Source organism: Methanolinea mesophila, assembly GCF_017873855.1.
Classification (GTDB): Archaea; Halobacteriota; Methanomicrobia; order Methanomicrobiales; family Methanospirillaceae; genus Methanolinea_B; species Methanolinea_B mesophila.
In genome coordinates, this window is record NZ_JAGGKR010000001.1 from 27,682 (window position 1) to 41,669 (window position 13,988).

A 13,988-nucleotide genomic window follows, 5' to 3' on the forward strand; every position below is an offset into this window, starting at 1 on the left:
GGGTTTGTTCCTGCACCATCGTTGGTTCTGATCCCTCCGCATCTCATACGGTGTTGTTACCCTCAGATCCCTGACACGGCTCCTGCGTGCGATTCGTGATATCTTCTATCGCGAGCAGGATGTAACCCGGCGAAGGTTCATCGGTGACAATCTGCCGGGCGTTGAGGAGCATCACCCTTTCGCCGATATTCGGGAACGTATGCCTGACCTCGTAATTATCAAGCACAGTCTTTTCCGGAAGGATCGTTTCCAGAAGTTTCCGGAGATCGGGAATATCCCACTGCCCGTTCCCCAGGGTATAGAGGTTTTTATCTTCGGTAGCGTCCTTGAGCACATGGAACGTCTGGTAGAACGCGCGGTTTGCGGTGACCACCCTCATTTTATCGTTCAGGACCAGCAGGGGTTCTCTCATCGTGGAAATAATCGCTTCGGCGAACTTGCGGGCGGCGGAAAGCTCTTTCTCCTTCTGTTTTACCGCGGTCATATCGATGAAGGTGATGACCAGCCCGTCGATGAGGTTATCTATCGTCCTGTAGGGGATTATCCGGACCTGGAACCACCGCTTATCCCTCGTGGGGATCTCTTTCTCGACGAAGGCAAGCGTTTCAAGAACAGTCTTCGCATCTTTCTCCAGGTCGGGATAGACCAGATCCGAGTTGATATCGGTGATCGGTCTTCCTTCGTCCGCATCGATGAGGTGGATTATCCTGACTGCCGAAGGTGTGAAACGCCTGATATTCAGGTCGTCGTCGGTGAAGATGGTCGCTATCTCGGTGCTGTTGAGCAGGTTCCGCATGTCATCGCTCGCCCGCGAGAACTCATCCAGCCTTCCCTGCAGTTCGGCATTGACCGTCTGGAGCTCCTCGTTCATGGACTGCAGTTCCTCCTTCGAAGTGGTCAGCTCCTCGTTCGTGGACTGCAGTTCCTCATTAGTGGACTGTAGTTCTTCGTTCGAGGACATCAGTTCTTCCTGGGAGGTCTGCATCTCCTCCCGGAGCGTCTGGCGTTCCTCGAGACTCTGCTGCAGCTCTTTCTCAAGTTCCTGGACTCTTACACTCTTGGTCTTGGAAACAGGTTTTGATTTCTCCGGGGTTTTCTCCTTCAGAGGGGGTACCGCATCCTGGAAGACGATAAGGACCAGACCTGCAAGGGTCCGCGGTTCTTTGATCACGTCGATGGTACAGTCCGTGTTCTGGACCCCGCCGTTCGTCGACACGGGAAGGTTTCTCACCGTAATGCTCGTCTGATCTCTCACCGCTTTCTGGAACGCGCTGATCAATTCGTAGCGAAGCCCTTCGCGGGCCATGGCAAAAATGTTCCAGTTGGCTTTTCCTGCGGCAGGTTCGAGGAACTTCCCGGTACGGCCGTTCACGTAGAGGATATCCCCTTCCTTCGTCGTGAGTACCGCCGGGGGGGCATACTGGTTCAGGATAAGACGGTCGGTCTGGGACTGGAGATTGATGACCGGGTGGCTTCCGGCTTGGATCTCATGGGGACTCGGCTTTTTCGGGAAGAAAGAGATGGGAAACTCGAGCTGTTCGGGGAGGATGAAGGTATCCATCCTCTTGTAGATCCTCATCTTCACATCGATGGGGGTGAAGAGGCTGGTGAATGCCCCCACGGTCTCGGCGCTCCCCAGGAGCAGGACGCCGCCCGCTTTCAGCGAATAGAAGAAGAGGGGAATAAGTTTCTTCTGCAGTTCCGGCTCAAGGTAAATTAAAAGATTCCTGCAGGAGAGAATATCCAGTTTAGTGAACGGGGGGTCCATGATAAGGTTTTGCGTGGCGAAGATCACCATCTCCCTGATATCTTTTTTCACGCGGTACCCGCTCTTCTCCTCAATAAAAAACTTCGAGAGCCGTTTGACGGTGACATCTGAGGCGATGTTCTGGGGATAATACCCCTGTCTCGCTTTCTCGATAGCGTCTGCGTCGAGATCGGTGGCGAAGACCTGCAGGCCGTAATTCGCGTTCGTCTTCACCTTATCCCTGGCTTCCCGGAACACGATGGCCAGGGAATAGGCCTCTTCCCCGGTCGAACAGCCGGCGATCCATGCACGGAATACGGTGCCTTCGGGATGTTCCTTTAAGAGGGGGACTAACACCTGGTCCCGGAGGTGGTCCCATACGGGCGGGTCACGAAAGAAACTGGTGACCCCGATCAGGAGTTCGCGGAAAAGGAGGTCGAGTTCTCCGGGGTTCTCCTGCAAAAAAGTGACATACCCGGAGATTTTATCTATCTGGTGGATCGCCATCCTCCGCTCTATCCTGCGGTTCATCGAGCTCTTCTTATAAAGCGAGAAGTCGTTTCCGGTATGTTCACGGAGCAGGATGAATATTTTCGCCAGGGAACCAAGGGACTTTTTCTCGACTTCCGGTTCTGGCGCGTGGATCGCGGGGACGTGGCGGGTATAGATAAGGATCTTCTCCGGCAGTTCGTCTGCGGACGCGATGATGTCCGCAACACCCGCTTCGATTGCACTTCGCGGCATCCCGTCGAACCGGGCGTTGTCGGGGTCCTGGATGAATACTCCTCCCATCTTCTCCTTGATCGCACGAAGCCCCATCGTGCCGTCGGTGCCCATGCCGGAGAGGATGACCCCTATGCTCAGTTCTTTCCGGTCTTCTGCGAGCGTGCGAAAGAACGCGTCGATAGGGAGGCGGAGTCCTCTCGGGGCGGCAGGTTCGACAAGATAAAGGACCCCGTGAAGGATTGTCAGGTCCTTGTTCGGCGGTATCACGTAGACATGGTTCGGTAGTGCATCCATGCCATCCTCGATCTGCTGGACTTCCATGACAGTCGAACGCTGGAGGAGCTCCGGCATGGCGCCCTTATGGGTGGGATCGAGGTGCTGGACAATAACGAATGCCATCCCTGTATCAGAAGGAGTATTGCTTAAGAACTGTTCAAGTGCCTCGAGCCCACCCGCAGATGCACCTATACCGACGATCGGAAACTCGTCTCCGTTCCGTTTTCCGGCTTTTTTCTTTTTCGTCTGCCTGGCCGTCTTCGAAACGGCCGTGGTCTTTTGTTTTGTGGCCGTTTTCTCCTTTTTCTCATCTGTTTCTGGGGTCATCATCGTATCCGCCATTTCACACGAACTGGTATCATTAATATCATCCTGATCCGTCACGGGTCCTTTCTCCCTGGCAGCAGGAGGGGTCCTCTCCGATCGTTATGCAACGAGAACGTCCCCCTGCATATTCGCATCGGAACCGCCGCGTAGTCATTCGCATCGGACCAGGTTATCCCGGCTCAGTTAACGACAGGGTATGTAAGTGCATAATTATACGAACTCCTATAAACGTGCCGATATATGGGATGAATCAGGACGCAGGAATAAAAATCTGTCGTGGTTCCCCCGGGTTCGACAGCTCATCCCAGGCAGGCAAATGTCTGTTGCGGACTGCGACTGCCTGGTCCTTCGCATGATGTGCGGCACATAGTCGAACCCGGTGGTCTCGATTTGTTTACGGGTGTATCCCCATGACCGTAAGAAACATCCAGGCGCACAGGAACCGGCCTTCGGCATCCGCGTCCTTCAATCCCTGCAACCACTCTATGGATTCGCGTTCCGAGAGAGCGCCCGTGGAGACCGCCGAGGCGAGCATGTCCGGGAGGGCATACACCTTTGACACCGTAGAGTAATCGGTCATGACAACCGGCTGAGGTATAATGCAGATCTCTTCGAGCCCTGCGTCCCTGAACAAACGGGGAAGTTGCCTCCCAATCCACCCGCACGGTACGACATCGCAGAAATAATCGAGGACCCGGCGCGTAACGTTCTTGTCAGCGGGATCGAAAAGAGGGGACCCCCAGTCGGGCTCGACCGCCACGAGTCGTCCACCCGGCCGGATCACCCGTGCGAGCTCGGCGACAACAGGACCCGGGTCGCCGATATGCTGGAGCGTCCGGTCGATCCGCACCGCATCGAAAGACTTGTCGGGGAACTGCAGTTTGTGGAGATCACCGGTCAGGAAATCCAGCGGGAGGTCTTTTCCCGTCACGTAGGATCTGGCCTGGCAGATCATCGTTTCGCTTATGTCGACCCCGGTCACCCGCCCCCTCGTACCAACCATCGAGGCCAGCCGGATGGCGTCGAAGCCAACCCCGCACCCCGCCTCGAGCACGGCCGAACCGTCCCGGAGATCGAGCAGGCGGTAAGTATGCTCCTTGATCTCCCGAAAACACCGGAGTGAATCGATAAACTCGAGGTAATCGGTATAGATACGGCGTTCCTTTGTCGTATCGACGTGGGTGAACCCGTCGTACAACTCGTCCTTTACCATGACCCGTACTCTGGAATTCATCCATTAATATGCCGCCGGTTTCCGAATGCCTGGGTATCAAAATCGAAGCTGCTGAGGTCACATTCACATGAGATTCGAAGAATTGAGTTCGCATCCACGAATAATCCCGCGAGCGGTAATTGTGCCACAGCAGGAACGGCAGAAGGGAGAGTGACAAATCTCTTATCCTGATGGGATACCGGTAGGAATACCCGGATTTTACTACGGATGTCCTGCGCGAATATCTGTTGATTCTTTAATATGAAGCGAACCTTTCGATGCAATCATGCGGTATTACACCTAATCCTCCGCAATGCGTGCAAAAGCGGGTCACTTTTGTTGTAGAACTCCTTCCTTTGCAATACGGACACGTTATATCCTTGCCACATTTCGGGCAAATTCTCCGCGACATACTCGTAGTTCCCATCCGGAAACAGTTATAGATTTTTGCCTATCGTGAGAAGTGAATCCCTCACATTCCACAATCAAATTTTATTAAAACAGGAATGAAACCATGAACGAATTTATGCTGCTATGGGGATTCGAACCCCAGTCGCGGGCGTGAGAGGCCCGCATGATTGGCCGGACTACACTATAGCAGCAAATTGCTCTATAACATCAGGCCTAGTGCTAAATAAATATGTTGATTCCATACCTGGAATTGGAGATTCCCGGGGGATTGCAGGTTCGGTTTCCCCGGGTTACCCGGTCGACTCGTGGTAATGGGTGACCGTCCACTCCCCGTCGATCTTCTGCCAGAGCCATGTCTCGGTGAAGGAGTAGGTGGTCTCCGGGGCTGCATCGTCCCGCTGAATCTGCCCGTCCCCGTACCCGATCCACACGGCCGACTGGGGGGAGAACACGAGAATCTCGGATTTCACCACCCGCAGCCTCAAACTCTTCGTCCCCCCGTATTCCTCCCCGAAGAACGCGAGAAGCGATTTAAGGGTATAATGACGGTTATTTAAAAAGAACATCCCGCCCGGCTTCCGGGTCAGGCGGGTAAACGTCTTCGCCCAGTTCCCCGTCTCCGCCGCGGACACGATATCCGCCATCAGCGCATTGATCGTGCGCTCGATCTCTTTTCTTGTCGCCCCATCGATACCCGTCATCTGATTCCCCACATTCTTCTGACTGTGATCACGGAATAAAAATTTTGTCCCGGGAGGCGGGATCTTCAGACAGTGGGATTGCGGGCGATTCATGCATGATTCAGGGCCTGTCCGGATAACCGACGGTCGTAGGCAGTGACCCGGACGGAAAAGCCGGATGATGTGGATCTTATGAGCCCGGATTCCGGCGTGTTCTTTGCACCGGTTAATGCGCCCGTGCATTCTTTCACCGGGGCTGAGGATTCCTTGAGGGACGGGCAGGAACCCGGTGCAGCACTGAGTTTTCTTCAATTCATCCCTCACGGTCATACCTCTGTGTGCTGATCAGGGTTTGTAGTGCCTTGGCGGGCACGGTGTTTTCGCGAGGCAATGGAATTCCGTTCGTCCCGATGCGGAAATCCGCAAGGATTCCTGCATACAACCCACAGGTTTTTCTGGCAAATCCTGCCATTAATATAGAGACACTCATGGCAGGGCTTGAGGACGAGATCCGCGAACTCGAGGACGAACTCCAGCGGACGCCCTACAACAAGGCCACTTCGAAGCATATCGGGCGGGTAAAGGCCAAGATCGCCAAGCTCCGCGACGAAGCGGTGAACCGGGCCATGAAATCCTCCGGGGGAGGGGAAGGGTACTCGGTCAAGAAATCGGGTGACGCCACCGTGGTGCTGGTGGGGTTCCCCTCGACCGGTAAGAGTACCCTCCTCAACCAGCTCACCGGGACGAAGAGCGAGGTGGGGGCGTACGCGTTCACCACCCTTACCGTGGTCCCCGGAGCCCTTGAGTACAAAGGGGCCCGGATCCAGATCCTCGATATCCCCGGTCTGATCGCCGGGGCCGCCATGGGAAAAGGGAGAGGCAAGGAGGTCATCGGAGTGGTCCGGAGCGCGGACATGATCGTGATCCTGGTGGACGTGTACAACCAGGGGCACGTCGACGTGCTGATGAAGGAACTCTACGATGCAGGGATCCGGATCAACAAGGAACGCCCCGACATCACCATCAAGAAGACCGCCTACGGGGGGGTGAAGGTGAGTGCCGTGGGGGCGCTCGACCTCGACCTCGACGAGATCAGGAGCATCCTCTCCGAGAACAAGATGATGAACGCCGAGATCCTGATCCGTGGCAATGCGACGCAGGACGAGCTGATCGACGCCATGATGGGGAACAGGGTCTATATCCCGGCGATCATCGCCGTGAACAAGGTGGACCTCGTCGACGAGAAGGTGAAGACCGCCATAGAAGACGATATCAACCGGCGCTTCGCGATGAACCCGGCGATGATCTCCGCCGCCACCGGATTCCACATGGAGGAGCTCAAGGAGGAGATCTACCAGAGTCTCGGGTTCATGCGGGTATATTTAAAGCCCCAGTCAGGGGAGGCGGACCTCGAGGAACCACTGATCGTCCGTACCGGCAGCACGGTCGAGGACGTGTGCAGGAAGCTCCATCGTGATTTCGTGGACCGGTTCCGGTTCGCAAGAGTGTGGGGCCGTTCGGTGAAGCATCCCGGCCAGAGAGTGGGACTTGTGCACCGTCTCAGGGAAGGCGACCTGCTCACGATAATTATCGAGCATTGATACTGGTCCGGTAGTCCGGGAACGAGGGCAACCCTCCATGGGCATCCCTGAGGGCGGAACTTTCGGTAGGATAACGGTTATTTTACCAACACTTCGCAAACACGCGATCCCTATAATTTTAAAAAGTTCAGGGTTTTTCGACCCTGATATCGACCGCGATAATGATCCGGGTCTCGTTAAGTCCAGGGGTTACAGGAGCGTATCCTGAGACGAAAGTGCCCCAGGAGTCTGTGTAGGGACCTGCTCCAATGGGTGAGCGCACCGGCTCTCCCAGCTCGACAGGGGCGTCCGGGTAGGCCGCGAGGTAGCCGGAACCGTCAGGCAGCCCGTAGTTTGCATCCGCAACGAATACGACACTCCCGTTTACCTGTTCGAGCGTGTACACATAGGCAATCCGGCTGTCCGACGCCTGGAAACTCTTCAGCTGGTCGACGACCTGTATGTAGGCCGTGGAGTTCGGTCCCTCGCGGTAGGCGGTTCCAAGCAGGGTCCCGTTAATTTCGCCGGCAAATTTTGCAGCGAGAGAGGTCGCTTCCGCTTTTTGGTCTTCCATCGGGAGGGTGGTGTTCAAGGGGACCGCGGTGGAGACCGCGGTGAGCGTGGCGGGTGCCGTGGTGACGGTCGGGGTTCCGGGAGCCCCGCCGGGTGACTGGACGCACCCGGTGGCAAAGAGGATCCCCAGGAGCACTACAAACGGCAATACAATCTTCATCTGGTCAAAGGATTTCATGAACGGAGATTTAAAAATTTTCGCGTAAAGAGATTCCGTTTTTTATACTGCCGCTATCGGATAATCACTAATCATCCCAGGAGACCCGGATTATCTGAGTGCCGCAAGGAGAATATCCAGTGGTGCATCCGTTTTTATCGCGTACCCGGAATAGTGGGCCCGGGTGGCGAGGTATCCTCGTTCCCGCAACCGTTCGAGGAGCTGGTCGATCGGAGGGGGCGATATCCCTTCAAATTTCGCGAGCCGGTGATAATCGTAATGGAAGGAGAGGTCCGGTTCCTCCCTGCAGATCTGAAGAAGGCGATCCAGGTCCTTCGCGCTGCCCAGGGTCATTCCCGGCAGGGCGGTACGCATCCTGTCGAGGAGGTCGTGATCCTGCACCCTCCCGAGCCAGAGCGGTCCCTGGGGGACAAGCCCGGCACCGCATCGGGGGCATTCCACCGGCTCCGGGAGGAGTCCCCGGCGTTCGGTGCGGAACGGGCACGCGGGACACTGGTACACGTGGCCGAGGTGTTCCATGGTCCGGTCGGCCTGTCCGGCCCCGTAGTGTACCCGGAAATGGACCCGGACGAAATGTTCCCTGACAAAACAGAAGAGCGGGGAGATCCCCCTGTCGTACTTGACCGTTTCCCGGGCGATAAATCCCATGAGTACGCGGAGCCCCGTCTCGGCATGGTACTCGTTGTTCAGGACCCGGGCGAAGTAGCGGCGCATCCCGGCCTTCTGGTGAGCACCGCAGAGCGGGGCGGTGTCGGTGGCGGTGACGAAGAGGTACCTTCCGGCGGCCCGGACCGCGGAATCGACGAAGAACGCGGGAGTGCCGAAGGGGTCCAGGTCGACCGCATCGAACCTCCGCCGGGAGAGGAGGACGTTGGCGTCCTCCTGGACCACCTCCACCCCTCCCCCTGCCCGGTACACGTTCTCCCGGATGAGGGCGAGGGCCTCGTCGGACCGGTCGTTGATGGTAACCGGGATCCCGCATTCCACCGAGACCCGGAGCCCCCTGACCCCTGTGGCACCCATGGCATCGAGGTAATGCTCGGGGCGGACGAGGGAGAGAGTGAGGACGGTTGCGTCCCGGTTTATCTCCATTCTCGGGTTGAAGAAAACGGGTGCCGTGCCGGGCGGGAAGTGTGAGGACTCGTCCTGCCGGGGGACGACAAAACAGGTTTTTCCCTCACAAATCTCGGTAAAATCCATATTCCACAATGTGTGGAGGTTCGTTAACCTTATACCTTCTCCTTGTCAATTGATATAGGCCCAGTGGGTGTGTGGCCTAGCCAGGATAGGGCGGTAGCCTCCTAAGCTATAGGTCGGGGGTTCAAATCCCCCCACGCCCGTTTGCTTCTTTCCTTCGGGTGCTTCACGCGAGCCGTCCCATTGCATGACTCCGCACGCTCTGCGGGGTAACGACCCCCCCGGTTAAAGAGTTCCTTCCGATACGGGGTTCGGATATCCGGAATCCTTCCATGTTCTCGGTTTAAGGCAGGTCCGCCAAAAAATGTTCCCAGTCGTTGTTCTCAGGGCGCTCCAGGCCAACTTTGACAGGTAAATTTGAATGGTCCGCGGTCGAACAATTTATCACGAACATGGCAGGGGAACCGGACCGACGTTATAATGCCTGGCGCATGTCGCCGGAGGTCCGCTCAAACCCGCGGCGGTAAGGAGATGCAGGTATCAGGCTATATCCGGATAATCCGTCCGGCAAACTCCGTCGTTGCAGGGATCGCGGCGGTGATCGGGTACATCATAGCCACCGGCACTCTCGTCCCTGAGGCATTTCTCCTCTTCCTGGTCGTACTGCTGGTGACAGGGGCGGGGAACACCATCAACGACTGGTCCGATGTGGAGATCGACAGGGTGAACCGCCCCGAAAGGCCTATCCCCTCCGGAGCAGTGAGCAGGAACGGTGCGCTGTACTTTGCGGGGGCACTCTTCCTCGCCGGTGTCGCGGTCTCGTTCTTCACCACCCCGCTCTGCGCAGCCATCGCGGTCATTAATTCGTTCGTGCTGGTCGTCTATGCAGTAAAACTCAAAAAGACCCCGTTCCTCGGGAACCTTGCCGTATCCTACCTCGCGGGCTCCATATTCCTCTTTGGGGGAGCTCTTGCCGGTACCACCGGGCTCGTGCACGCAGCGCCGGTATTCCTGATCACCCTCCTCGCGATGGTGACCCGGGAACTTCTCAAGGACGCGGAGGACGTGGAAGGAGATTCGCTCCAGGGAGCGTCGACCGTCCCTATCCGCTACGGCGTCAGGGTTACGGTCCTTCTCGCGTTCGCATTCATTCTTTGTGCAGTCGCGGCGAGTGCCCTGCCTGTATCCTGGTGGGGACCGCTGTATCTCGCGGGGATCGTCCCGGTCGATCTCTTCATCGTGTATTCGGTCCTGCGGTCGGTATCCTGCCGGGACTCGGGATGCGTGAAGAAGAGCAGGTCGGCATCCCTGCTCAAGTACGGGATGTTCGCCTCACTGGTCGTGTTCCTCGTTGCGGCGCTCCTGCTGTGACCTTGCAGGGGAGACAGATACACGGGATTTTTCGGTAGAATGCATATTCCGGGCATATTCTCCCGGATTCGGAAATCAGCTACTTTAAGAAAGGGTTTTTGTAAAAATTCTCTATTCTTTTTGGCACTCCCGGGAGCACGCCCCCATACCCGGACCCGGATCAGGCGGGGAGGTAATGACGGACCTCTTCGGGGACCTTCGCCCGGTCGATGCCCAGGAGGGCGACCTCCATAACGTCGTCCCAGTTCACGTCGGTCTCCACGCATCCTTCCCGGGTGGTGACCACCCCCATGGGGATCAACCCGATCTTGTCCGCCATCTCGAGCCCTTCTTTCACCTCGCCCAGGCACCCGACACCGATTATCGCCCGCGGATGGTACTTCTTTACCATCCGCTTGATGAAGGAGGACCCCGGCACGATGAACACCCTGTACCCGATCTGTTCCAGGATCTGGCGCCAGTACCCGAGCGAACACTGCCCGCAGCTCCGGCATTTCAGTCCCTCGGGGGTGAGGTGGGCCGGGCACCGGGACGACCGCAGGCACTGGGGGAAAAACACCGCCCGGTCTTCCACCGGGACCGCCTCGAACGGGCCTTTGTTGATGGCATTCTGGATCTGGATGAAGAACGAGAGGACCTCCCGGTCCTCGAGGCCGAAGATCCGGAAGATGACCCGCGCCACTCCTTCAAGGAACACCATCCCGGCTTTTAAAAACCGGGGAAAATAGGGCCTTCCCCGGTGGATGGAGTACAGGGAGATCCCCACCAGGAGGAATGCGATAAAAATGATCCCGAGGATGACGATGACCGTGATCTCCCCGATAATGAAGATGACCTGGCTCCAAAGGGAAAGATCGCTCACCATTCGGCAAAAGATGATGCGGGAGAGATTAAATACTCTTCCGAATGTACGGGCCCGCGCCCGGTAAACGCCCCGTCAGGGCGAATGGCGCTCCCGTTCTTTCACGACGAGATCCCAGTCCAGCGGAGGCGCGAGCACCCCGATCTCGGTCACAATCCCCCGTACCAGTGAGAGCGGGGTCGCATCGAACCCGTAGTTCAGTACCGGGACTCCGTGAGGGACCGTCTCCACCCCTCCGAAGGTCGCCACTTCGTCTCTCCCCCGCTGTTCGACCTCGACCTCGCGCTCAGTCCGGTCCGGGTCGAAGGTGGAGAGCGGTGCCGCGACATAGAACGGGATCTTGTGGTGCATGGCGCAGATAGCGTGCATATAGGTCCCGATTTTATTGAACACCACATCGCGGGTGACCCTGTCCGCTCCCACCACGACCACGTCGATCATCCCGAGACGCATGAGGTACGCCGCCGACGAGTCTGGTACGACCGTGACGTCGATCCCGTCCCGCTGGAGTTCCCAGGCGGTGAGACGGGCTCCCTGGAGCAGGGGGCGGGTCTCGCAGGCGATCACCCTGACCTTCTTCCCGGCCTCGACCGCAGACCTGACCACCCCGAGCGCGGTCCCCCATTCCTTGCAGGCGAGCGCTCCCGCATTACAGTGGGTAAGGACGGTGCACTGGTCGGGAAGGATCGCGGCACCGGCGGCCCCGAGGGCATGGCAGCTCCTCGCGTCCTCCTCGGCAACCGCCAGAGCCTCGGACAGGGTCAGTTCCCTGACCTCCTTCACCGAGAGTCCTTTCCCTGCCTTGGCCATGACCCGGTCGACTCCCCAGGAGAGGTTGACCGCCGTAGGTCGTGCGTTCCTGAGTCGTTCCGCATCGGCGGAGAGCTTTTCGCTGAAGTTCCGGAAGTCTTTGTCCGGGATCTTCCGGGCAGCCAGTGCCACCCCGAGCGCTCCCGCGACCCCGAGTGCGGGAGCACCCCGCACCTCGAGCCTCTGGATCGCCCGGACGAGACGGTCGACCGAGGCGCACCGCACGTTCCGGTAGGCCCCCGGGAGACGGGTCTGGTCGATGAGGTGGACCGCCTGGTCGGCCTCGTCCCAGGATATGGTCTCCACCGTTTTCATCTACTCCTCCCGGATGGCGTCGATAAACGCCCGCATTGCCGCCGCTTCCCCCTGCGCCACGCAGTCGGGGATGTCTTTCGGTGCGGCGCAGGTGCCTGCGATGTAGATCCCGGGGCGCACCGTTTCCACCGGGGCCATCGCGTCGTCGGGGGACCTGAAGAACCCGGTCGGTTCTCGGGAGATCCCGAACTTCTCCGCGATCTCGCCTGCATCCTTCACCGGCTCGAGCCCCACGGAGAGGACCACCAGGTCGGGGGTGAGGGTCTCCATCTCACCGGTCTCGGTGTTCTCCACCCGGATGGTCATGCCGTTCGCGTCCATGCTGATCTCGCCGGGCATACCCCGGAGGAACCTGACTCCGAGGGACTTTGCCCGCTCGAAATACTCCTCGTATCCTTTGCCGTACGCCCTGACGTCCATGTAGAGGATGGTCACCTCGATCTCGGGGTGTTTCTCCCGGATCAGCATGGCGTTCTTCATGGCGTACATGCAGCAGACCCCCGAACAGTAGGGCCGGTCGAGAGGGACGTCACGTGAGCCGACACACTGGACGAAGACGACGCTTCGGGGCGGTTCCCCGGTCGAGAGCTTCCGTAACTCTCCGCCCGTCGGGCCGCTTGCGCTGATCAGGCGCTCGAACTCGAGGCTGGTCACCACGTCGGGCTGCCGGAGGTAACGGAACTGCTCCTTTCTCGTGGCATCGAATACCTGGTACCCGGTGGTAATCACTATGCTTGCCGCGGAAACGGAGAATTCCCGCGCTTCGTCTTCCTTTTTTATCGCTCCCCGGTCGCATGCGTCGTAACAGAGCCCGCACTCGATACAGTGCTCCTGGTCCTTGATCACCACGTCGGGGACCACCTGCTGGTGAGGCTTGTAGATGGCTTTCCGGACCCCCATCCCCGCATCGTACCGGTTGTACACCTCGACCGGGCAGATCTGGATACAGTCGCCGCATCCGTTGCACAGCTCCTCGTCTACGTAGCGGGGGTTCTTCCTGATGGTCACCGTAAAATTCCCCACCTCACCCTCGATGGCGGTGACTTCCGCACAGGTATAGAGCCTGATATTTTTGTGGCGGAGCACCTCCATCATCTTCGGGGAGAGGATGCACATCGAACAGTCGTTCGTGGGGAAAGTCTTGTCCAGCTGGGCCATGTGCCCCCCGATGGTTGGCTCCCGCTCCACCAGGTGCACGGTAATCCCATGGTTCGCGAGGTCCAGCGCCGCCTGGATGCCGGCGACCCCGGCACCGACCACGACCACGTCACCCATGGCGGTACCGCTCCGCGAGTTCGCGGTATGCCTTCGCGTTCTGTACTATATGCCGTTTCTGGTCCTCGGATGCCTGTTTCACCACTTTTCCCGGGACCCCGATCACCACCGATCCGGGAGGGATAACCGCCTTTTCCGTGACTACCGTTCCCGCTCCGAGGACCGAGTCTTCCCCCACCACGGCCCCGTTGAGCACGATGGCACCCATTCCGACCAGGACACGGTCCCGGATGGTGCAGCCGTGGAGGATCGCCCCGTGTCCTACCGACACATCCTCGCCCATGATGACCGGGAAGTTCGTGGTGGTATGCACCACCGCATTGTCCTGGATATTCGACCGGGCTCCGACCTCTACCCGGTCCTTGTCCGCCCTGACGACCGCACCGAACCAGACGCTCACCCCGTCCCCGAGGGTGACATCGCCGAGGACCGTGGCGTTCCCCGCAATAAAAGCAGCCCGGCCGGTATTTGCATCAATACCCATAATAACATAGGAAGTTAATTATC

At 58.3% G+C, this 13,988-nt stretch carries 11 protein-coding genes and 2 tRNA genes; 3 read left to right on the forward strand and 10 right to left on the reverse strand.

All coding sequences use genetic code 11. The features are described 5' to 3' along the window. Positions 1–43 precede the first annotated feature (43 nt). The 4 genes from J2741_RS00140 to J2741_RS00155 all read right to left on the reverse strand — a co-directional run bounded on the left by J2741_RS00140 (position 44) and on the right by J2741_RS00155 (position 5,401). Positions 44–3,079 carry a chemotaxis protein CheB gene (locus tag J2741_RS00140; protein ID WP_245249304.1) on the reverse strand — a complete coding sequence of 1,012 codons (3,036 nt, stop codon included), beginning with the start codon at positions 3,077–3,079 and terminating at the stop codon, positions 44–46. A 391-nt stretch (positions 3,080–3,470) separates the two neighbouring features. Continuing rightward, entirely contained in the window at positions 3,471–4,310 is an 840-nt protein-coding gene (locus J2741_RS00145) for a methyltransferase domain-containing protein (protein ID WP_209672936.1), read from the reverse strand. A gap of 506 nt (positions 4,311–4,816) precedes the next feature. Then, positions 4,817–4,891, reverse strand: a tRNA-Glu gene (locus J2741_RS00150). Between the two features lie 99 nt (positions 4,892–4,990). Next, positions 4,991–5,401, reverse strand: coding sequence for a nuclear transport factor 2 family protein (locus J2741_RS00155; protein WP_209672938.1), 411 nt, complete (start codon positions 5,399–5,401; stop codon positions 4,991–4,993). Between the two features lie 467 nt (positions 5,402–5,868). Between J2741_RS00155 and J2741_RS00160 the strand changes: the two genes are divergently transcribed. Further along, the gene (locus tag J2741_RS00160) at positions 5,869–6,981 is read left to right on the forward strand and encodes an OBG GTPase family GTP-binding protein (RefSeq protein ID WP_209672940.1); all 1,113 of its coding nucleotides are present in this window, start codon (positions 5,869–5,871) and stop codon (positions 6,979–6,981) included. Positions 6,982–7,108: 127 nt separating this feature from the next. Here J2741_RS00160 and J2741_RS00165 read toward each other — a convergent pair whose 3' ends face one another. Beyond that, a complete protein-coding gene (locus tag J2741_RS00165) occupies positions 7,109–7,711 on the reverse strand; it encodes a hypothetical protein (protein WP_209672942.1) in 603 nt (200 codons plus the stop codon). Positions 7,712–7,801: 90 nt separating this feature from the next. After that, the gene (locus J2741_RS00170) at positions 7,802–8,911 is read right to left on the reverse strand and encodes a tRNA (guanine(10)-N(2))-dimethyltransferase (protein WP_209672943.1); all 1,110 of its coding nucleotides are present in this window, start codon (positions 8,909–8,911) and stop codon (positions 7,802–7,804) included. Between the two features lie 65 nt (positions 8,912–8,976). On the opposite strand from J2741_RS00170, the gene J2741_RS00175 reads away from it, so the two are divergent. Together J2741_RS00175 and J2741_RS00180 are read left to right on the forward strand one after the other, a co-directional pair. Next, a tRNA-Arg gene (locus tag J2741_RS00175) sits at positions 8,977–9,051 on the forward strand. A gap of 328 nt (positions 9,052–9,379) precedes the next feature. Beyond that, positions 9,380–10,219: a geranylgeranylglycerol-phosphate geranylgeranyltransferase gene (locus tag J2741_RS00180; protein ID WP_209672945.1), complete on the forward strand. Its 840-nt coding sequence runs from the start codon at positions 9,380–9,382 to the stop codon at positions 10,217–10,219. Positions 10,220–10,379: 160 nt separating this feature from the next. Here the strand turns inward: J2741_RS00180 and J2741_RS00185 are convergent, their stop codons facing one another. From J2741_RS00185 to J2741_RS00200, 4 genes are all read right to left on the reverse strand, one after another. Next, positions 10,380–11,084: a DUF116 domain-containing protein gene (locus tag J2741_RS00185; RefSeq protein ID WP_209672947.1), complete on the reverse strand. Its 705-nt coding sequence runs from the start codon at positions 11,082–11,084 to the stop codon at positions 10,380–10,382. Positions 11,085–11,156: 72 nt separating this feature from the next. Beyond that, entirely contained in the window at positions 11,157–12,206 is a 1,050-nt protein-coding gene (mtnA, locus tag J2741_RS00190) for an S-methyl-5-thioribose-1-phosphate isomerase (protein WP_209672949.1), read from the reverse strand. Continuing rightward, positions 12,207–13,481, reverse strand: coding sequence for a CoB--CoM heterodisulfide reductase iron-sulfur subunit A family protein (locus J2741_RS00195; RefSeq protein WP_209672951.1), 1,275 nt, complete (start codon positions 13,479–13,481; stop codon positions 12,207–12,209). Then, the gene (locus tag J2741_RS00200; RefSeq protein WP_209672954.1) at positions 13,474–13,965 is read right to left on the reverse strand and encodes a gamma carbonic anhydrase family protein; all 492 of its coding nucleotides are present in this window, start codon (positions 13,963–13,965) and stop codon (positions 13,474–13,476) included. Before J2741_RS00200 ends, J2741_RS00195 begins: the two co-directional genes overlap by 8 nt. Positions 13,966–13,988 lie beyond the last annotated feature (23 nt).

Bases quoted from the DNA above. Each gene is read 5' to 3' on its own strand.
- J2741_RS00145 (WP_209672936.1), bottom strand. From the start codon at position 4,310: ATGAATTCCAGAGTACGGGTCATGGTAAAGGACGAGTTGTACGACGGG.
- J2741_RS00160 (WP_209672940.1), top strand. From the start codon at position 5,869: ATGGCAGGGCTTGAGGACGAGATCCGCGAACTCGAGGACGAACTCCAG.
- J2741_RS00185 (WP_209672947.1), bottom strand. From the start codon at position 11,084: ATGGTGAGCGATCTTTCCCTTTGGAGCCAGGTCATCTTCATTATCGGG.
- J2741_RS00165 (WP_209672942.1), bottom strand. From the start codon at position 7,711: ATGAAATCCTTTGACCAGATGAAGATTGTATTGCCGTTTGTAGTGCTC.
- J2741_RS00195 (WP_209672951.1), bottom strand. From the start codon at position 13,481: ATGGGTGACGTGGTCGTGGTCGGTGCCGGGGTCGCCGGCATCCAGGCG.
- J2741_RS00170 (WP_209672943.1), bottom strand. From the start codon at position 8,911: ATGGATTTTACCGAGATTTGTGAGGGAAAAACCTGTTTTGTCGTCCCC.
- J2741_RS00155 (WP_209672938.1), bottom strand. From the start codon at position 5,401: ATGACGGGTATCGATGGGGCGACAAGAAAAGAGATCGAGCGCACGATC.
- mtnA (WP_209672949.1), bottom strand. From the start codon at position 12,206: ATGAAAACGGTGGAGACCATATCCTGGGACGAGGCCGACCAGGCGGTC.
- J2741_RS00180 (WP_209672945.1), top strand. From the start codon at position 9,380: ATGCAGGTATCAGGCTATATCCGGATAATCCGTCCGGCAAACTCCGTC.
- J2741_RS00140 (WP_245249304.1), bottom strand. From the start codon at position 3,079: ATGATGACCCCAGAAACAGATGAGAAAAAGGAGAAAACGGCCACAAAA.
- J2741_RS00200 (WP_209672954.1), bottom strand. From the start codon at position 13,965: ATGGGTATTGATGCAAATACCGGCCGGGCTGCTTTTATTGCGGGGAAC.